The following is a 16240-nucleotide window of genomic DNA, read 5'->3' as shown; positions in this document are numbered from 1 at the left end:
TAGCGTAAGAACGCCTAAAAACAACTACAGTGCAATACAAGCTACTTACTAGCCATCAATACCAAAACCTTATAATAATCAGAACACACCAACATTTAATAATAACACAAAAAAGAAATCATCATCAATAAAACACCAACATCTTAAAATAATGTTAAAAACAAGTAGTTTTATACCCTCACATTCTAAGAAACAACGCATTACATTTTTTGGCACGATATATGAAATATTCATTGTACAACAAAAACAACAAACTTTCTTTTTCTTAAGCGACCTAGCTCCCCCAATAGCTAGGTCGTTTTTATTATTATACTTAGCATACCTAACCAATATGACCATAGCATTTATTAAATGCAAAAAGAGACTGCCTGAGGCAGTCTCTTTTATATTTGACCAAGTATAAAAAACGTGAAATTAAATTTCAAATCCCATAGATACTCCTAATTTTCCAGCAATTACTTTCGCTACCTTAGATTTTAACTCAGGTATTTTTACAGACTCCATTACTTCATCTGTAAAAGCATACATTAGTAATGCTTTTGCTTCTTTCTTAGGAATTCCTCTTTGACGCATATAGAACATAGCCTCATCGTCTAACTGTCCTATAGTACATCCATGCGAACACTTCACATCATCAGCGAAGATTTCTAACTGTGGTTTAGCATAGATAGTAGCTTTCTCACTTAATAATATATTATTACTCTGTTGGAAACCATCTGTTTTTTGTGCTATTTTATCCACATAGATCTTACCATTGAATACCCCAGTAGAGTTACCATCATAGATACCTTTATAGTTCTGGTGGCTCTCACAGTTAGGCTGGTTATGAGATACTAATGTGTAGTGATCCACGTGTTGTTTTTCACTGATTAGTGTCACTCCTTTTAACGTACTATCAATGCGTTCTCCGTCTTGATAGAAGTTTAAGTTATTTCTAGTCAACTTACCTCCGAATGAGAAAGTATGAACAGAAACTCTACTCTCTTGCTTCTGAGTAATATATGTATTGTCTACTAGTGTAGCTTCTTCGTTATCATTCTGTAACTTATAGAAATCTACGATAGCACGTTTATGCGCTACGATCTCAGTTACAGCATTAGTAAGTACAGTAGAGTTAGTCAAGTTTTGATGTCTTTCTACGATCTGTACATGAGCATTCTCTCCTACTACTACTAAGTTACGAGGTTGTACTAACAGGGCTTTATCTGCTACCGTAGAGAAGTATATAATCTCTATCGGCTTAGCTACTACTTTACTTTTAGGGATATTAATAAAAGCTCCCTCAGTAGCGAAAGCTGTGTTTAGCGCTGTCATACTATCCGTCTTATCAGCCGTATTGTTATAAAAGGCATCGATCACCATTTTATATTTAGGCTTAGTCATTGCTGATGACATTAAGCATACGTCTAACCCATCATGAGTAGTAGATGATAAGTGAGAACTGAACACTCCATTGATAAACACCAATTTATAAGTATCAGAATCACTTAAGAAGTATTTCTTTACATCTTTATACTCTATCGCTGTCTCCTCTTTCTGTAATACGCGGAATTCATTCTTTAAAATTGAGTTTAATGAAGTATACTTCCACGCTTCTACTTTCTTAGTAGGAAATCCTTTATCTTCGAATGTCTTTAATGCTTCTAAACGGATATCGTGTAAACCTTCATGTTCACCTTTTAAACCTTGTTCAAAAGCCACAAAAGACGTAATTAATTTATCTTTAAGCTCCATAATTCTTTCTTTGCAATTAGATTAAAATGATTGATTCTTGAGATCTAGTATTCTTACTTCTCTAAAGAAGCTTTGATCCAATCGTATCCTTTTTCTTCTAATTCCAATGCCAATTCTTTACCTCCTGTCTTAACGATTTTTCCATCGTATAATACGTGTACGAAATCTGGCACGATATAGTCTAATAAACGTTGGTAGTGTGTAATTAACACTACTGCGTTATCTTCACTTTTTAGTTTGTTCACTCCATTAGCTACGATACGTAGAGCATCGATATCTAATCCTGAGTCAGTCTCATCTAGGATAGCTAACTTAGGCTCTAACATAGCCATCTGGAAGATCTCATTACGTTTTTTCTCACCACCAGAGAATCCTTCGTTAAGAGAACGAGATAAGAACTTTCTATCGATCTCTAATAACTCTGCTTTCTCTTTGATTTTTTTCAACATCTCGTTCGCAGGCATTTCTTCTAATCCTTGTGCTTTACGTGATTCGTTGATTGCTGTTTTCATAAAGTTAGTTACAGAAACACCAGGAATCTCCACAGGATATTGGAACGATAAGAACACTCCTTTATGAGCTCTTTCTTCTGGTCCTAATTCTCCTAACTCTTCTCCATCTAAAAGAATCTCTCCTTCAGTAACTTCGAATGCTTCATTACCAGTGATCACAGATGATAGTGTACTCTTACCAGCACCGTTAGGTCCCATGATAGCGTGTACTTCACCAGCTTTTACTTCTAAGTTAATTCCTTTTAATATTTCTTTATCTTCAACACTTGCGTGTAAATTTTTTATCTGTAACATAAATTGTCTTATTTAATTTTGTTGAGGTAATCTGATTTTTTGAACTCTTTAGTTTAGGCGTAGATTAACCTACACTTCCTTCTAAAGAAATCTCTAATAATTTTTGTGCTTCTACAGCGAACTCCATTGGCAACTTATTCAACACATCCTTAGAGAATCCGTTAACGATAAGTGCAATTGCTTTTTCTGTAGGAATACCACGTTGGTTACAATAGAAGATTTGGTCTTCACCGATCTTACTAGTTGTCGCCTCATGCTCGATCTGAGCAGTAGTATTCTTAGCCTCGATATAAGGGAATGTATGAGCTCCACACTCATTACCCATTAATAAAGAGTCACATTGAGAGAAGTTACGAGCATTCTCAGCTCTAGGTCCCATCTGAACCAATCCTCTATAACTATTTTGAGATTTACCAGCAGATATACCTTTCGAAATAATAGTAGACTTCGTATTCTTACCTAAGTGTACCATCTTAGTACCAGTATCCGCCTGTTGGAAGTTATTCGTCACAGCGATAGAGTAAAACTCACCGATAGAGTTATCCCCTTTTAATATACATGATGGGTACTTCCATGTCACAGCAGATCCAGTCTCTACTTGTGTCCAAGAGATCTTAGCATTCTTCTCACATAGACCACGTTTAGTCACGAAGTTAAATACTCCTCCTTTTCCTTCACTGTCTCCAGGGAACCAGTTCTGAACAGTAGAATATTTAATCTCAGCATCATCCATAGCGATAAGCTCTACTACAGCAGCGTGTAATTGGTTCTCATCACGTGATGGTGCAGTACATCCCTCTAAGTAAGAAACATAACTACCCTCATCAGCGATCACTAATGTACGCTCAAACTGACCTGTACCAGCCTGGTTAATACGGAAGTATGTAGACAACTCCATAGGACAACGAACACCCTTAGGAATATAACAGAATGAACCGTCTGAGAATACCGCAGAGTTCAGCGCTGCATAGAAGTTATCTGTCTGTGGTACCACAGTACCTAAATATTTCTTCACTAGCTCTGGGTGCGTCTTGATCGCCTCAGAGATAGAGCAGAATATAATACCTTTCTCAGCTAGAGTCTCTTTAAATGTAGTCGCTACAGACACAGAGTCCATCACGATATCCATCGCTACACCAGTAAGGCGCTTCTGTTCATTAAGCGAAATACCTAGTTTATTAAAAGTCTCTATCAGTTCTGGATCCACCTCATCTAAGCTCTTATACTCATCCTTCTTCTTAGGTGCAGAGTAGTAAGATATAGCTTGAAAATCAGGTTTAGTATAGTTCACATTAGCCCATTCTGGCTCTACCATAGATTCCCAGATACGGAATGCTTCTAACCTCCACTCAGTCATCCACTCAGGCTCACCTTTCTTAGCAGAGATCGCTCTAACAATATCTTCATTTAACCCAACAGGAAATGTCTCTGACTCTATATCTGTATAGAATCCATACTCATACTCCTTGGTTTCTAATTCTTTCTTTAAATCTTCTTCTGTATACTTACTCATATATTTATACTTAAAAGCCACTACTTTCTCGTACGCTTCTTTTATTAAACTAATTATCAAAAGGAAAGAAAGACAGACGTACATCCGCCTTTCTACCTTGAGGTCTTATAATGAAAAGCTTTCTCCACATCCGCAAGTTCTACTTGCATTTGGATTGTTGAAATAAAAACCTTTACCGTTCAATCCTCCAGAATACTCTAAAGTCGTTCCTACTAGGTACAAAAAGCTTTTCTTATCCACTGCGATTCTCACCCCATTGTCTTCGAAAACCTTATCATCTTCTCCTATCTCGTGATCAAATTTTAATTGATACGAAAGTCCGGAACATCCTCCACTAGTCACTCCTACACGTACATAATCTGTAGTATGGTTAAACCCTTCATCATCCATCAAAAGGGCTACGCGTTTACTCGCTATATCTGAAACTTTTATCATACCTTTTTTAAAATAGATTAGTTCTAAAATTTGATTTACAAAGGTATTATAAAAAAATGGTTTCTTGTACTAACTAACATATTTATAACGATTAGAAGTTTTAATACTAATATCAATAAAAACTATCGTTAGAACTCCTTTTTTGATATTCTTTCCTAACTACTTTAGTAAAAAAACTACTGAAAACTAATCACTTAATTCGATTATTTTGCTCTACTAAAATACTTTATTGCAAATATTGTACCTTTAATTATACTATTCAAGGACATTTAAAAGAATGTATTGAACAAATCAAGGGAATATTTTTTTAAAAAGACAAAGTTATCCTTTATCAATAAAATATAAAAGCGAAAAATAACAAATATCTATCTCTAAATACACAATAAAAAAGACCCGCCTATCCCCTCCCTATACTTTTACAAACAGATGAACCCCCGCATCAAACAAAGTAACACATACAAACTATAGACGGATCATCATCCGTGTCAAACAAACAAAGTAACCCTAACAATATCAAACCTTAAATACAATTCCTTCTCCCCATCATGCAGAAGGCAAACATTCCTAATTCTAAATTTCTAATTCTTCATTAACTATCGCCCTCTTTTGCCCTTTTTGGCTATTATTGGAGAGATTGCCTTCCTTTGGTTACTTCATTTCACCATAAAAAATTATTAATCAACACCTTATCACTATTTAATCAAAAAGTGTTCGGAAGCTGTTCGGTAATACCCAGTGTTTACTTGGGATAAGCACCCTTTTACCGAACCGTACTAAATCTCTACCCGAACCATCTACTTACTAGTATCACTTCTCTTTACTACCTATCAGATTCTATGTTACACTAAGGCCAGTGACAGACTTTTGCAAAAAAGAGAGACTAGGAGAAATAATTTTAGTAATTTGCACCTAACTCAAATAAACTAAAACAATTATGAAACTATACGCTATAGAAAGTGGCAACTTTAAACTAGATGGTGGTGCTATGTTTGGCGTTGTTCCTAAAGTGATTTGGAACAAAACCAACCCTGCGGATGCTAATAACCTCATCGACTTAGGGGCTAGACTACTCCTTATCGAAGAGGGCAACAGACTGATCCTTATCGATACAGGTATGGGAAATAAACAATCTGATAAATTCTTTGGATATTATAATCTATGGGGTGGCCATAGTATAGATAAGTCTCTAGCTAAGCATGGCTTTCACAGAGATGATATCACAGATGTATTTTTGACACACTTACACTTCGATCACGTAGGAGGTGCTGTAGACTGGAATAGCGATAGAACAGGATATGTAAACGCGTTTAAAAACGCGAAGTACTGGACGAATGAGAATCACTGGCAATGGGCAACTAAACCGAATGCTAGAGAGAAGGCTTCTTTCTTATCAGAGAACATACTTCCTATACAGGAGAGCGGTGCACTTCACTTTATCCCAAAGGCTGAAGGAAACATACTGCACAACTCAGAATTAGGCTTTGATATCTTCTTCGCAGATGGACATACTGAGAAACAAATGATCCCTATACTGAACTATAAAGGAAAAAAGATAGCTTATGTAGCCGATCTACTGCCTACAGTAGGACACATCCCTCTTCCTTATGTAATGGGATACGATACAAGACCTCTGCTAACACTAGACGAAAAAGAGAAATTCTTAAAGATGGCAGCTGATGACAACTGGTATTTGTTCTTAGAACACGATGCTCATAATGAAATCATCACTGTACAACATACCGAAAAAGGAGTGAGACTAAATGAGAATTTAAAAGCTAATGAAATCTTAATTTAGTGTTAAGTACACTTTCAAGATGTAACTTATTTATATTTTTAGCACGAATAACATTGATAATTTAAATTTAACTATAATGCGATTGATTAAACCTTTATACCTATCAGCTGCTTTAGCATTAGCCCTAACTAGCTGTGGTACAACAAGTACGATTACCAATACACCAATCTCGGGTGTAGATAATCTACCGAAGAGAACAACAAAACTTACAGAAGAACAATTACGCAGATGGAGTCATTTAGACATCATCAATGACACTGTTCCTGGAATGTCTGTAGACAGAGCGTATGAAGAAATTCTTAAAGGAAAGAAATTACCTAAGAAAGTAATTGTAGGAGTTGTAGATTCAGGTATTGAGATTGATCATGATGATTTAAAGACTCAAGTTTGGACAAACCCTAATGAAATAGCGGGTAATGGTATCGATGATGATAATAATGGATACATCGATGATATCCACGGATGGAACTTCTTAGGACAGTCTGTACACGAAAACATGGAATTAGTACGTGTGATCCGTAGAGGAGATGATGGTTCTGAGCAGTATAAAAGAGCTGTGAAGGAATACGACGAAGAGATAAAAAGCAACCAAGAGAGCAAACTACGCGTAGACATGTTATTGCGTGCGAATGAGCGTATCGCAAAATACCTAGATAAGAAGGACTACACAATGGATGACTTAAACAGTATTCCATTAGACGCAAATGAAGAGATTCTTCACTCTAAGAATGTTATGTATAATATCTTAGCAGGTGGAAGAGAGTTATCTTGGTTAGAAGCTTACAAAAACAGTGTAGAAAGTAAAGCGAAACATCACTTAAACTTAGAGTTCGATGGTAGAAAGATAGTAGGTGATGATCATACAGATATCAATGATAGAATCTATGGTGATAACAACGTGATCGGACCTGTAAGAGAAGAGGCTAAACACGGTACTCACGTAGCTGGTATTATCGCTCAGACTCGTGGTAATAACTTAGGTGGAGACGGTGTAGCATCTGAGGTAGCAGAGATCATGGCTGTAAGAGCTGTACCTGATGGAGATGAGTATGATAAGGATATCGCATTAGGGATCAGATATGCAGTAGATAACGATGCTAAAGTAATCAACGGAAGCTTCGGTAAATACTATGAAGAAAACAGTCAGTGGGTACGTGACGCTATTAAATATGCAGAAGAGAAAGATGTACTTATCGTAGTAGCTGCTGGTAATGATGCTATGGACTTAAACATCCCTGGAGGTGTAGAGCGCTATCCTAATGATAATGTAAAGATGGGACCAGAGATCTCTAACAACTTCCTAGTAGTAGGAGCTCTTAACCCAGAGTTTGGTAAAAATATGGTGGCTCGTTTCTCTAACTATGGAGATTATGACGTAGACGTATTCGCTCCTGGAGTGAAGATCTATGCTACTGTACCAACGAATACTTATGAGTACTTACAAGGTACTTCTATGGCTTCTCCTAACGTAGCAGGTGTTGCAGCATTAGTGAGAGCTTATTACCCAGAGTTTACAGCTGGAGAAGTGAAGAAAATCATCATGGACTCAGGTGTAGCAGTAAACTTCGACGTAGTAGTAGGTGAGAAAAAAGAAATCAGAAATTTCCAATCTATCTCTACTTCTGGTAAGTTTGTAAATGCTTACAATGCATTACTATTAGCTGAGAAATTGTCAAAAGCTAAAAAATAAAACTTGTAACTAAGTAACCCTTAATATAAAAAGCTCCACATTTATGCATAATATATGTGGAGTTTTGATTTCAAACACATTATGAAAAAAATATTACTAACTCTAGCTATTTGCTCTATTGCCTTAATAGATGTAATCGCTCAAAACAACCCTAATCCAGGTTATTGGCAACAACATGTTGACTATAAAATGGACGTGAAGATGGACGTGAAAAAGTACCAATATTCGGGTACTCAAAAGTTAACTTATACGAACAATTCACCTGATACTTTAAAGGCAGTATACTTCCACCTTTACTACAACGCATTCCAACCAAATAGTGATATGGATGCGCTACTATCAAATATCGCTGATCCTGACTCTCGTATGGTAGATACTAAAACAGTGAGAGGTAGAAAAGTATTTGAAAGTAGAATCACAAAGCTAAAAGACAATGAAATAGGATACTTAAAGGTATCTAAAATGATGCAAGATGGTGAGGCTTTAGAGACGAAAGAAGTAGGTACTGTACTAGAGGTGACTCTAAAAAAACCTATTGCTCCTAAGTCATCTACTGTATTCACAATGAACTTCGATGGACAAGCTCCTGTGATGATCCGTAGAGCTGGTAGAAACTCTAAAGAGGGTGTAGCACTGTCTATGTCTCAATGGTTCCCTAAGATCGCTGAATACGACTTCGAAGGATGGCATGCTGAGCAGTATCTAGGTAGAGAGTTCCACAGTGTATGGGGTGATTTCGACGTAAAAATTACATTAGATAAAAACTATATCTTAGGTGGTACAGGTAATATCATAAATAATAATGAGGTGGGATATGGATACCAAGATGCTGGTATCGATGATAACTCTATCAAGAAAGGTAAAGAGCTTACATGGCACTTTAAGGCTGAGAATGTACTAGACTTTACATGGGCAGCAGACCCTAACTTCATACACGATACGTATGATGGACCTGATGGAGTGAAACTTCACTTCTTATATAAAAACAATCCTGCTATTATAGATAACTGGAAAAAACTACAGCCTGTAACAGCAGAGTTAATGAAATTCTTCAATGAGAATGTAGGTCCTTACCCTTATAACCAATACTCTGTAATACAAGGTGGTGATGGAGGTATGGAATACTCTATGTGTACCTTAATCACAGGAGAGAGATCATTCCCTAGCTTAGCAGGTGTGACTGCTCATGAGTTAGCACACAGTTGGTTCCAACATGCATTAGCTACTAATGAGACAAAACACGAATGGATGGATGAAGGGTTTACTTCATTTATCTCTGACCTAGCGATGCTAAAGATCTTACCTAAAGACCAACAAGAAGATGTGAACCCGTTCGGATCTACTTATAAGAGCTACTACAGCTTAGTGTCTAAGGGGATGCAAGAGCCATTAAGTACACATGCAGATCATTATCTTACGAATAGAGCATATTCTACATCTGCATACAGCAGAGGGTCTATCTTCTTAACTCAGTTAGCTTACTTAATCGGGTGGGATAATATGATGACTACACTGAGAACGTACTATAATGAATACAAGTTCACTCACCCTACTCCTAATGACTTCAAGCGTGTAGCAGAGAAAGTATCTGGTGCTGTATTAGACCAATATTTAATCGACTGGACACAGACGAACAACACGATAGACTACTCTATCCTATTCGTAGAAGAGGTACAGAAAAACCAAACTTTAGTTACTTTAGGAAGAATGGGAAGAATGGGGATGCCACTAGATATCTTAGTAGAATACGAAGATGGTTCTATAGAAACGTTCTATATCCCTTATACTTCAATGCACTGGATAAAACCTAACCAATTTGTACAATACGAAAGAACAGTATTAGATGGATGGGGATGGGCTCAACCAGAGTATAAATTCACAATCAACAAGCCAAAAGGTACTATTAAGAAAATAGTGATCGACCCAAGCCAGTTTATGGCTGATGTAAATCAAGAAAATAGTATCTATACAAAATAGAAATAGGCCGCAGTAGCGGCCTATTTTATTTATAAATATTTCATATTCCTTTGCTACCTTTGCAATCTATATGGAACAAAAAAAATACAATTATCCTAAAAAGGAAAAGCTAAAAAGCAAAACTGTAATCGAAGAGTTATTTACAACAGGTAAAACTGTGAGTAAATACCCTTTGAGAATGGTATATGTGCAGATAGCTAATCAAGAAGACCTCCCTCTAAAAGTAGGGGTGTCTGTATCTAAACGCCATTTTAAAAAGGCGGTAGATAGAAACTATTTTAAAAGATTATTACGTGAAGCATATAGGCTAAATAAACACTTACTTCTAGAAAATATAGATAAGCCTTATGCTATGATGCTATTCTATCAATCTAAAGATAGATTAACATTCAAAGATGTAAACGAGAAGATGATTAAGCTTTTCGAAAAATTCATAGACGCTACAACAGAAAAAAAAGAAGATACTCCTTAATAATTTATCTTTTTTACCCCTTATATTTGCACTATATCAAAAATACATTTAACTTAATAGTTTTCTGATTATTAATCATTAAATACTAATAAATAAATATCTTTTCATTATCTAAAAGTATTATTTATTCTTGATTGAGTTGATCATTTTTACAATACATAGCATCTAATGCTACTTACGTGTAAGAGTTCAGAAAAGCATTGTTATAAATATTCCTGAGATAATTCAGGATTTAAAATAGTGATAGCTCTATGCAAAATTTAGAAAAAGGAAATTGTTTAATTAAAACCGATAGTGATGTAAAACACATCTCTACATCTAACAAAAGCACTCTAGACCTTAATACTACACACAAAGGTCTTGAAGTAGCTAATAACAGATTGCGCCACATTCCTTTACAAGGTCAGTCTAACTTCAGAGACCTAGGCGGATATCAAACAGAAGACAATAAAACGGTTAGATGGGGATGCTTATTCCGCTCAGGACAATTGAGTAACTTAACTAACCTAGACCTAGACTACCTTAGCTCACTTCCATTGACTACAATAGTAGACTTTAGAAGTAAAGAAGAAAGTGAAGAGCAGAAAACACTCTTGCCTAAAACGGTAGTTAATGAAGTACTTCTGCCCATCACACCTGGTAATCTTAGTAAGAATCAGGTAATGCAGATCGTGCAAGAAGGTGATGTAGACCTAGCGACTAAGTTTTTAGTGGATATCAATGAACAACTAGTACTCGACAATCAAAGTCAATACAAAGCTTTCTTTAGAGAGGTAGAGTGTTCAGAGGCTCCATTAATGTTTAACTGTACAGCGGGTAAAGATAGAACAGGCTTAGCTGCTGCTCTACTCCTATCTGCTCTAGGCGTGAATCAGCATACAGTGATAGAAGATTATCTATTGACTAATCAATATGTCAATCTCAATATACAAAAGATACAACAACAATTTAATCTAGAAATACAACAAGCAGAAACACTTCTAACCCTATTCACAGTACAAGAACAATTCTTAGATAAGGCATTGAATACTATAGAAAAATATTATACTTCTGTAGAACAGTACTTGACAGAAATATTAGAAGTGGATATCGCTTTGTTAAAAGCAAAATATCTTTACTAAACTAAGACTAGCCATGGAGTGGTATATATTCCTATTCTGACTATTAGCTTATTAGTAACCATATCGTTACAAATTACAAGTTTAAATCCGACACTTTTATGCAAGCACAGTCATCACATGGCCACAGTTCTCAATTGAATAAAATAACCTTAGGGACACTACTAGTGACCTTAGGTATTATCTATGGAGACATTGGTACATCCCCACTTTATGTAATGAAAGCCATCATAGGAAAAGAGGTTATCCGAGAGGATATTGTCTTAGGAGCTATTTCATGCGTTTTTTGGACTTTAACCTTACAGACGACCATTAAATATGTTTTTCTAACTCTAAAAGCAGATAATAATGGTGAAGGAGGTATATTCTCACTCTATACTTTAGTTAAGAGGTTGAAGAAACGTTGGTTAATCATTCCTGCTATTATTGGAGGTAGCGCATTATTAGCCGATGGTATCATCACCCCTCCTATTTCTATATCCTCTGCTATAGAAGGACTTAGAATATATGAACCTAAACTACAGACTATTCCGATAGTCATAGGAATTATCTTTATTCTCTTTGTCATCCAACAATTTGGTACCAAAGCTATTGGTAAATTCTTTGGCCCTATGATGACCTTGTGGTTCTTAATGATAGGAATGATTGGTCTATTTCACTTAGTGGATAACCTTACAGTACTTAAGGCTTTAAATCCTTACTATGCAGTTCATTTACTTTCTATACACTCAGAAGGGTATTTTGTACTGGGGTTTGTCTTTCTATGTACTACAGGAGCAGAAGCACTGTATAGTGATCTAGGACACTGTGGGATAAAGAATATACGCATCACTTGGGCATTTGTAAAAGCGATGCTAGTATTGTGTTATTTTGGACAAGGAGCTTATTTAATCAACTTTTCTAACCAGACACTACTAGAACTATCAACAGACAATCAAAACCCTGCTAATCCCTTCTTTTTAGTTATGCCAGAATGGTTCCTACCTTTTGGTATCGCTATTGCTACATTAGCGGCAGTAATTGCATCACAAGCCTTAATAAGTGGATCATTTACACTCATCAATGAAGCGATAAGACTTAACTTATGGCCAAAAGTAAAAGTAAAGTTCCCGACCAATATAAAAGGTCAACTATATATACCTTCTATCAACTGGTTACTATTCTTAGGCTGTGTATTCGTAGTCTTGCACTTTGAAGAGTCAGGAAATATGGAGGCTGCGTATGGACTAGCGATTACGTTGTGTATGATCATGACTACGATCTTACTAGGCTACTATATGTACTTAAAACGTGTGCATATCATTGTAATTGTCTTAGTTGAACTAATATACCTGAGCTTAGAAGTTTCATTCTTTATTGCTAACGTTCAGAAGTTTACTCACGGTGGTTATGTTACGGTTATCATAGCATCTTTACTAGCTGGTACGATGATTATAAATTACCTAGCTAAAAAGATAAGAAAGAACTACACAGAGTTTGTCAATATAGAACAATACAAAGACATCCTACTAGATATCAGTGGAGATACAAGCATTCCTAAATTTGCTTCTAATTTAATCTATTTAACCAACTCCAATACATGTTCTAAAATAGAGTATAAAGTACTCTACTCTATCACACAACGAAGACCTAAAAGAGCAGATAACTATTGGTTTATACATGTAAATGTGAGTGATCAACCTTATAACTTAGAATACAAAATTCAGAAGATGGGTGCTGATAATATTATCCGTGTTGACTTTTATCTAGGTTTTAGAAATGATCAAAAAATCAGTGTATTAATGAAACAAGTACTCAAAGAACTGACTGAAACAGGTGAAGTAGATGTTATTAGTAAATACACCTCTCTACAGAAAAATAATATCTATACAGACTTTGAGTATGTATTGATAGAAAAAGAATTGTCTTATGACAATGAGTTACCAGCTCATGAAACAATTATTTTGACATTATACGAATGGCTTAAAAAACTAGCCCTGTCAGAAGAAAAGGCCTTTGGTCTAGACAGTAGTGCTGTAACCGTTGAGCGATTTCCAATGGTGATTAATCCAATAGACGAATTACCTTTACATAGAAGGTATTAATACATAAAAAGGCGTTCAGTAGTGAACGCCTTTTTAATTTATTTAATTTGTTTCACTCTCATTAAATTTTAAAGAGTTAACAATTGATTCTACTTCCATTAAGATACCTCTCTTTCCCATTGCAGGATTATATACTAACCCTTCTATAAACAAGTATCTATTAGCTGATACATCTCTAAATACATAACTCATATAAGGACCACTCATAAAGCTATTATGCATATCCCACTCTCCAGTGAACTCATAGACCTTTCGTCCTTGTCTTATAAACTCTCTATTATTAGGAATAAATCCTTCGTTGAGTCTTAGATAAGAATTATCTTCTATAGAATGTATATACTTCCCATTTACCGAATCTTTTACAGATAATAAGTTACTTAGAATAGTTCCCTCTGTATTCTCAATTCTATCTATCGGTACATCATAAATCAGAATATTACTATTACCTGAAGCAATATTCTTTTTAAACCATACAAAGTGATAATTACTTCCAACCAGCTTATAGGTAGTTGGCAAATTTAAACTTACTTGAAACTTATCTTGAAAGTAGTCAATATCAACAATTTTTCCTTCAAGAATTCGCTTTGCAACGACATCAAACTCAGAACGCAAGATAGAATTTACGATAGAGTCCGCATTCTTCTTAAACTCACTTATTAACCCCTTCCTAGAATCTCCACTCACCGTAAAGTATATCTGCCCTGCAATATGTTTATCCTTCTCGAATAAAAAGCTATTGTTATTATAATTATCCGAAAAAACAATAATATTTCGTCTGTTCTTTGTACGTGAAGAAAATAGATTAGGTGAAATCTGCTCCAAAGAAAAAGTAGACTCTGGCGGTGTAATACCTTCTATAGGTACAGCTAACTGTTCTCTTATACTATCTCCTACACTACCGTACCACAATCTATCATTAATGACAATAAGTATTTGATGAGGTACATCCATAGGATCATCTGATCTATTCTTAGCAGACCTATCTCTACACCCAACTAGGGCAAATAATACTAACAATAAACAACCTACATACCTCACACTATACTCTCCTATTTTCTACTCTAATTAAGTCTTAACTTCATACCTGGACGAATGTCATCTGAGTCCTTCATATTATTTAAAGACTTTAACTTAGACACAGTCACTCCAGCAAATTTCTTACTTATTGATGATAAAGAATCTCCTCTCTGTACGGTATAAAAATTATTTTTAATACCACCTGAAGCTTGAGCTACAGCTTTTTTACCTACTACTAATTTCTTGCCTGGATAGATTAGATTTCCTTTTAGATTATTCAATTTCTTTAATTGTGCAACCGAAATACCGTATTTACTAGCGATAGTACCTACACTCTCCCCTTTGCGTATAGTGTGATAACGCGGATTAATAGATGAACTTTCAACTATAGATTCTGCAACCACAGCATAATTAGGTTGTTCTTTTTTAGAATCTAAGAAGTCTACATAAGCATACATCTTCTCCTCATTAGACGCCATTAAACCAATTTTCTTAACTGGTAGTCTTAAGAAATTCAACTTACCACTATCATAAGGAATTACTTGTAACTTGTAAGTAGGATTTAAGAACTCTATTTCTTCTTTAGACACATCTAATAGACTAGCTATTTGATCAAAAGACATTGTCTTCTTTATCGCTATTGTATCAGTCTCTACTACCTTTATAGGTGCTTTTTTAGACGTAATACCATGCTCTTTTGCATATTCAAAAATATACATAGTAGCATAGAACGCTGGCAAATAGTTTTGTGTTTCACGTGGAAGATTAGGTCTAATATTCCAGTAGTTCGTATATCCATTAGAGCGACGAATAGCCTTACTCACATTACCTGGACCAGCATTATAAGATGCTAACACTAAGTCCCAATCACCGAACATCCCATACAAGTCTGAAAGAAACTTAGCAGCTGCCTCAGATGACTTCAATGGATCGATACGATCATCTATATAAGAAGTTACCTCTAGATTATATTGTCTCCCTGTAGGATACATGAATTGCCATAAACCAGTTGCTCCCACTCTAGAGCGAGCCACAGGGTTAAGTGCAGATTCTACTATAGATAAATACTTAACCTCTAAAGGAACATTTTGTTTTGCTAATTGCTCCTCAAACATAGGGAAATAGTATTCTGACAAGCCTAATAACCTCTCAAAAGAACGTTTTCTATTCTTTAAAAATGACTTGATCACGCGTTCTAATGTTTCATTGTATTCCACATTAAAAGGTGTTTTCTCATTTAATCGTTTTAAACGTTCTTTTAAAAGCTCAGTAGGTAATTCATCAAAACGAATATCTCCTTCGTCAAAGTTTGCATCTGCTAACTCATTCTCTAGCTCATTAAATAAATCTTGGTTCATTAACTCACTCAGCCAGCGCTTCTCGATCGAGGCACTACTAGCATGATTAACGAATGTCTTTTTAATAGAGTCCAGATACACCTCTGGGCTCATTTCTTTCTTTGTTACTTCTGTAAGCGTACTAGGCTCATTCTGTCCCATGACTGAGTACGAAAAAAGACCGCATGCTAATAAAGTTAATACTTTGTAATTCATCGCGCTATCTATTATAAAATCCCTATGCTTAGTACATAAGCACAGG

12 protein-coding genes are annotated in these 16240 nt (G+C 35.5%); 6 read left to right on the top strand and 6 right to left on the bottom strand.

Annotated elements, in window-relative coordinates:
* Positions 1-414: 414 nt before the first annotated feature.
* The 4 genes from sufD to E0Z07_RS05325 form a co-directional block, all read right to left on the bottom strand.
* Positions 415-1734: a Fe-S cluster assembly protein SufD gene (sufD, locus tag E0Z07_RS05340; protein WP_131540387.1), complete on the bottom strand. Its 1320-nt coding sequence runs from the start codon at positions 1732-1734 to the stop codon at positions 415-417.
* Between the two features lie 53 nt (positions 1735-1787).
* Positions 1788-2540: a Fe-S cluster assembly ATPase SufC gene (gene sufC / locus E0Z07_RS05335; RefSeq protein WP_041888229.1), complete on the bottom strand. Its 753-nt coding sequence runs from the start codon at positions 2538-2540 to the stop codon at positions 1788-1790.
* 64 nt (positions 2541-2604) lie between these two features.
* Complete coding sequence (sufB, locus tag E0Z07_RS05330) at positions 2605-4053, bottom strand: Fe-S cluster assembly protein SufB (protein WP_041895060.1); 1449 nt, start codon at positions 4051-4053, stop codon at positions 2605-2607.
* A gap of 105 nt (positions 4054-4158) precedes the next feature.
* Positions 4159-4488: a HesB/IscA family protein gene (locus E0Z07_RS05325; RefSeq protein ID WP_131540386.1), complete on the bottom strand. Its 330-nt coding sequence runs from the start codon at positions 4486-4488 to the stop codon at positions 4159-4161.
* Positions 4489-5422: 934 nt separating this feature from the next.
* Between E0Z07_RS05325 and E0Z07_RS05320 the strand changes: the two genes are divergently transcribed.
* The 6 genes from E0Z07_RS05320 (at position 5423) to E0Z07_RS05295 (ending at position 13624) form a co-directional block, all read left to right on the top strand.
* On the top strand, positions 5423-6283 hold the full coding sequence (locus E0Z07_RS05320) for an MBL fold metallo-hydrolase (RefSeq protein ID WP_131540385.1): 861 nt from the start codon (positions 5423-5425) through the stop codon (positions 6281-6283).
* 76 nt (positions 6284-6359) lie between these two features.
* Positions 6360-7973, top strand: a complete 1614-nt coding sequence (locus tag E0Z07_RS05315) for a S8 family peptidase (protein WP_131540384.1) — start codon at positions 6360-6362, stop codon at positions 7971-7973.
* Positions 7974-8027: 54 nt separating this feature from the next.
* Positions 8028-9950 carry a M1 family metallopeptidase gene (locus E0Z07_RS05310; RefSeq protein ID WP_131540383.1) on the top strand — a complete coding sequence of 641 codons (1923 nt, stop codon included), beginning with the start codon at positions 8028-8030 and terminating at the stop codon, positions 9948-9950.
* Between the two features lie 70 nt (positions 9951-10020).
* A complete protein-coding gene (gene rnpA / locus E0Z07_RS05305) occupies positions 10021-10422 on the top strand; it encodes a ribonuclease P protein component (RefSeq protein WP_131540382.1) in 402 nt (133 codons plus the stop codon).
* A 251-nt stretch (positions 10423-10673) separates the two neighbouring features.
* Positions 10674-11543, top strand: a complete 870-nt coding sequence (locus tag E0Z07_RS05300) for a tyrosine-protein phosphatase (RefSeq protein WP_131540381.1) — start codon at positions 10674-10676, stop codon at positions 11541-11543.
* A gap of 98 nt (positions 11544-11641) precedes the next feature.
* The gene (locus E0Z07_RS05295; RefSeq protein ID WP_131540380.1) at positions 11642-13624 is read left to right on the top strand and encodes a KUP/HAK/KT family potassium transporter; all 1983 of its coding nucleotides are present in this window, start codon (positions 11642-11644) and stop codon (positions 13622-13624) included.
* A gap of 42 nt (positions 13625-13666) precedes the next feature.
* Here the strand turns inward: E0Z07_RS05295 and E0Z07_RS05290 are convergent, their stop codons facing one another.
* Together E0Z07_RS05290 and E0Z07_RS05285 are read right to left on the bottom strand one after the other, a co-directional pair.
* Complete coding sequence (locus E0Z07_RS05290) at positions 13667-14662, bottom strand: DUF4837 family protein (RefSeq protein ID WP_233446014.1); 996 nt, start codon at positions 14660-14662, stop codon at positions 13667-13669.
* Positions 14663-14685: 23 nt separating this feature from the next.
* Positions 14686-16194 (bottom strand): lytic transglycosylase domain-containing protein, encoded by a 1509-nt coding sequence (locus tag E0Z07_RS05285; RefSeq protein WP_131540379.1) that lies wholly within the window; start codon positions 16192-16194, stop codon positions 14686-14688.
* Positions 16195-16240: the final 46 nt, after the last annotated feature.

Origin of the sequence: Myroides odoratimimus, assembly GCF_004337635.1 — a bacterium.
Classification (GTDB): domain Bacteria; phylum Bacteroidota; class Bacteroidia; order Flavobacteriales; family Flavobacteriaceae; genus Flavobacterium; species Flavobacterium odoratimimum.
This window is presented reverse-complemented; position numbering and strand designations above follow the sequence as displayed.

Bases quoted from the DNA above. Each gene is read 5' to 3' on its own strand.
- sufD (WP_131540387.1), bottom strand. From the start codon at position 1,734: ATGGAGCTTAAAGATAAATTAATTACGTCTTTTGTGGCTTTTGAACAA.
- E0Z07_RS05325 (WP_131540386.1), bottom strand. From the start codon at position 4,488: ATGATAAAAGTTTCAGATATAGCGAGTAAACGCGTAGCCCTTTTGATG.
- sufB (WP_041895060.1), bottom strand. From the start codon at position 4,053: ATGAGTAAGTATACAGAAGAAGATTTAAAGAAAGAATTAGAAACCAAG.
- E0Z07_RS05285 (WP_131540379.1), bottom strand. From the start codon at position 16,194: ATGAATTACAAAGTATTAACTTTATTAGCATGCGGTCTTTTTTCGTAC.
- E0Z07_RS05320 (WP_131540385.1), top strand. From the start codon at position 5,423: ATGAAACTATACGCTATAGAAAGTGGCAACTTTAAACTAGATGGTGGT.
- E0Z07_RS05295 (WP_131540380.1), top strand. From the start codon at position 11,642: ATGCAAGCACAGTCATCACATGGCCACAGTTCTCAATTGAATAAAATA.
- E0Z07_RS05315 (WP_131540384.1), top strand. From the start codon at position 6,360: ATGCGATTGATTAAACCTTTATACCTATCAGCTGCTTTAGCATTAGCC.
- sufC (WP_041888229.1), bottom strand. From the start codon at position 2,540: ATGTTACAGATAAAAAATTTACACGCAAGTGTTGAAGATAAAGAAATA.
- E0Z07_RS05300 (WP_131540381.1), top strand. From the start codon at position 10,674: ATGCAAAATTTAGAAAAAGGAAATTGTTTAATTAAAACCGATAGTGAT.
- rnpA (WP_131540382.1), top strand. From the start codon at position 10,021: ATGGAACAAAAAAAATACAATTATCCTAAAAAGGAAAAGCTAAAAAGC.
- E0Z07_RS05310 (WP_131540383.1), top strand. From the start codon at position 8,028: ATGTGGAGTTTTGATTTCAAACACATTATGAAAAAAATATTACTAACT.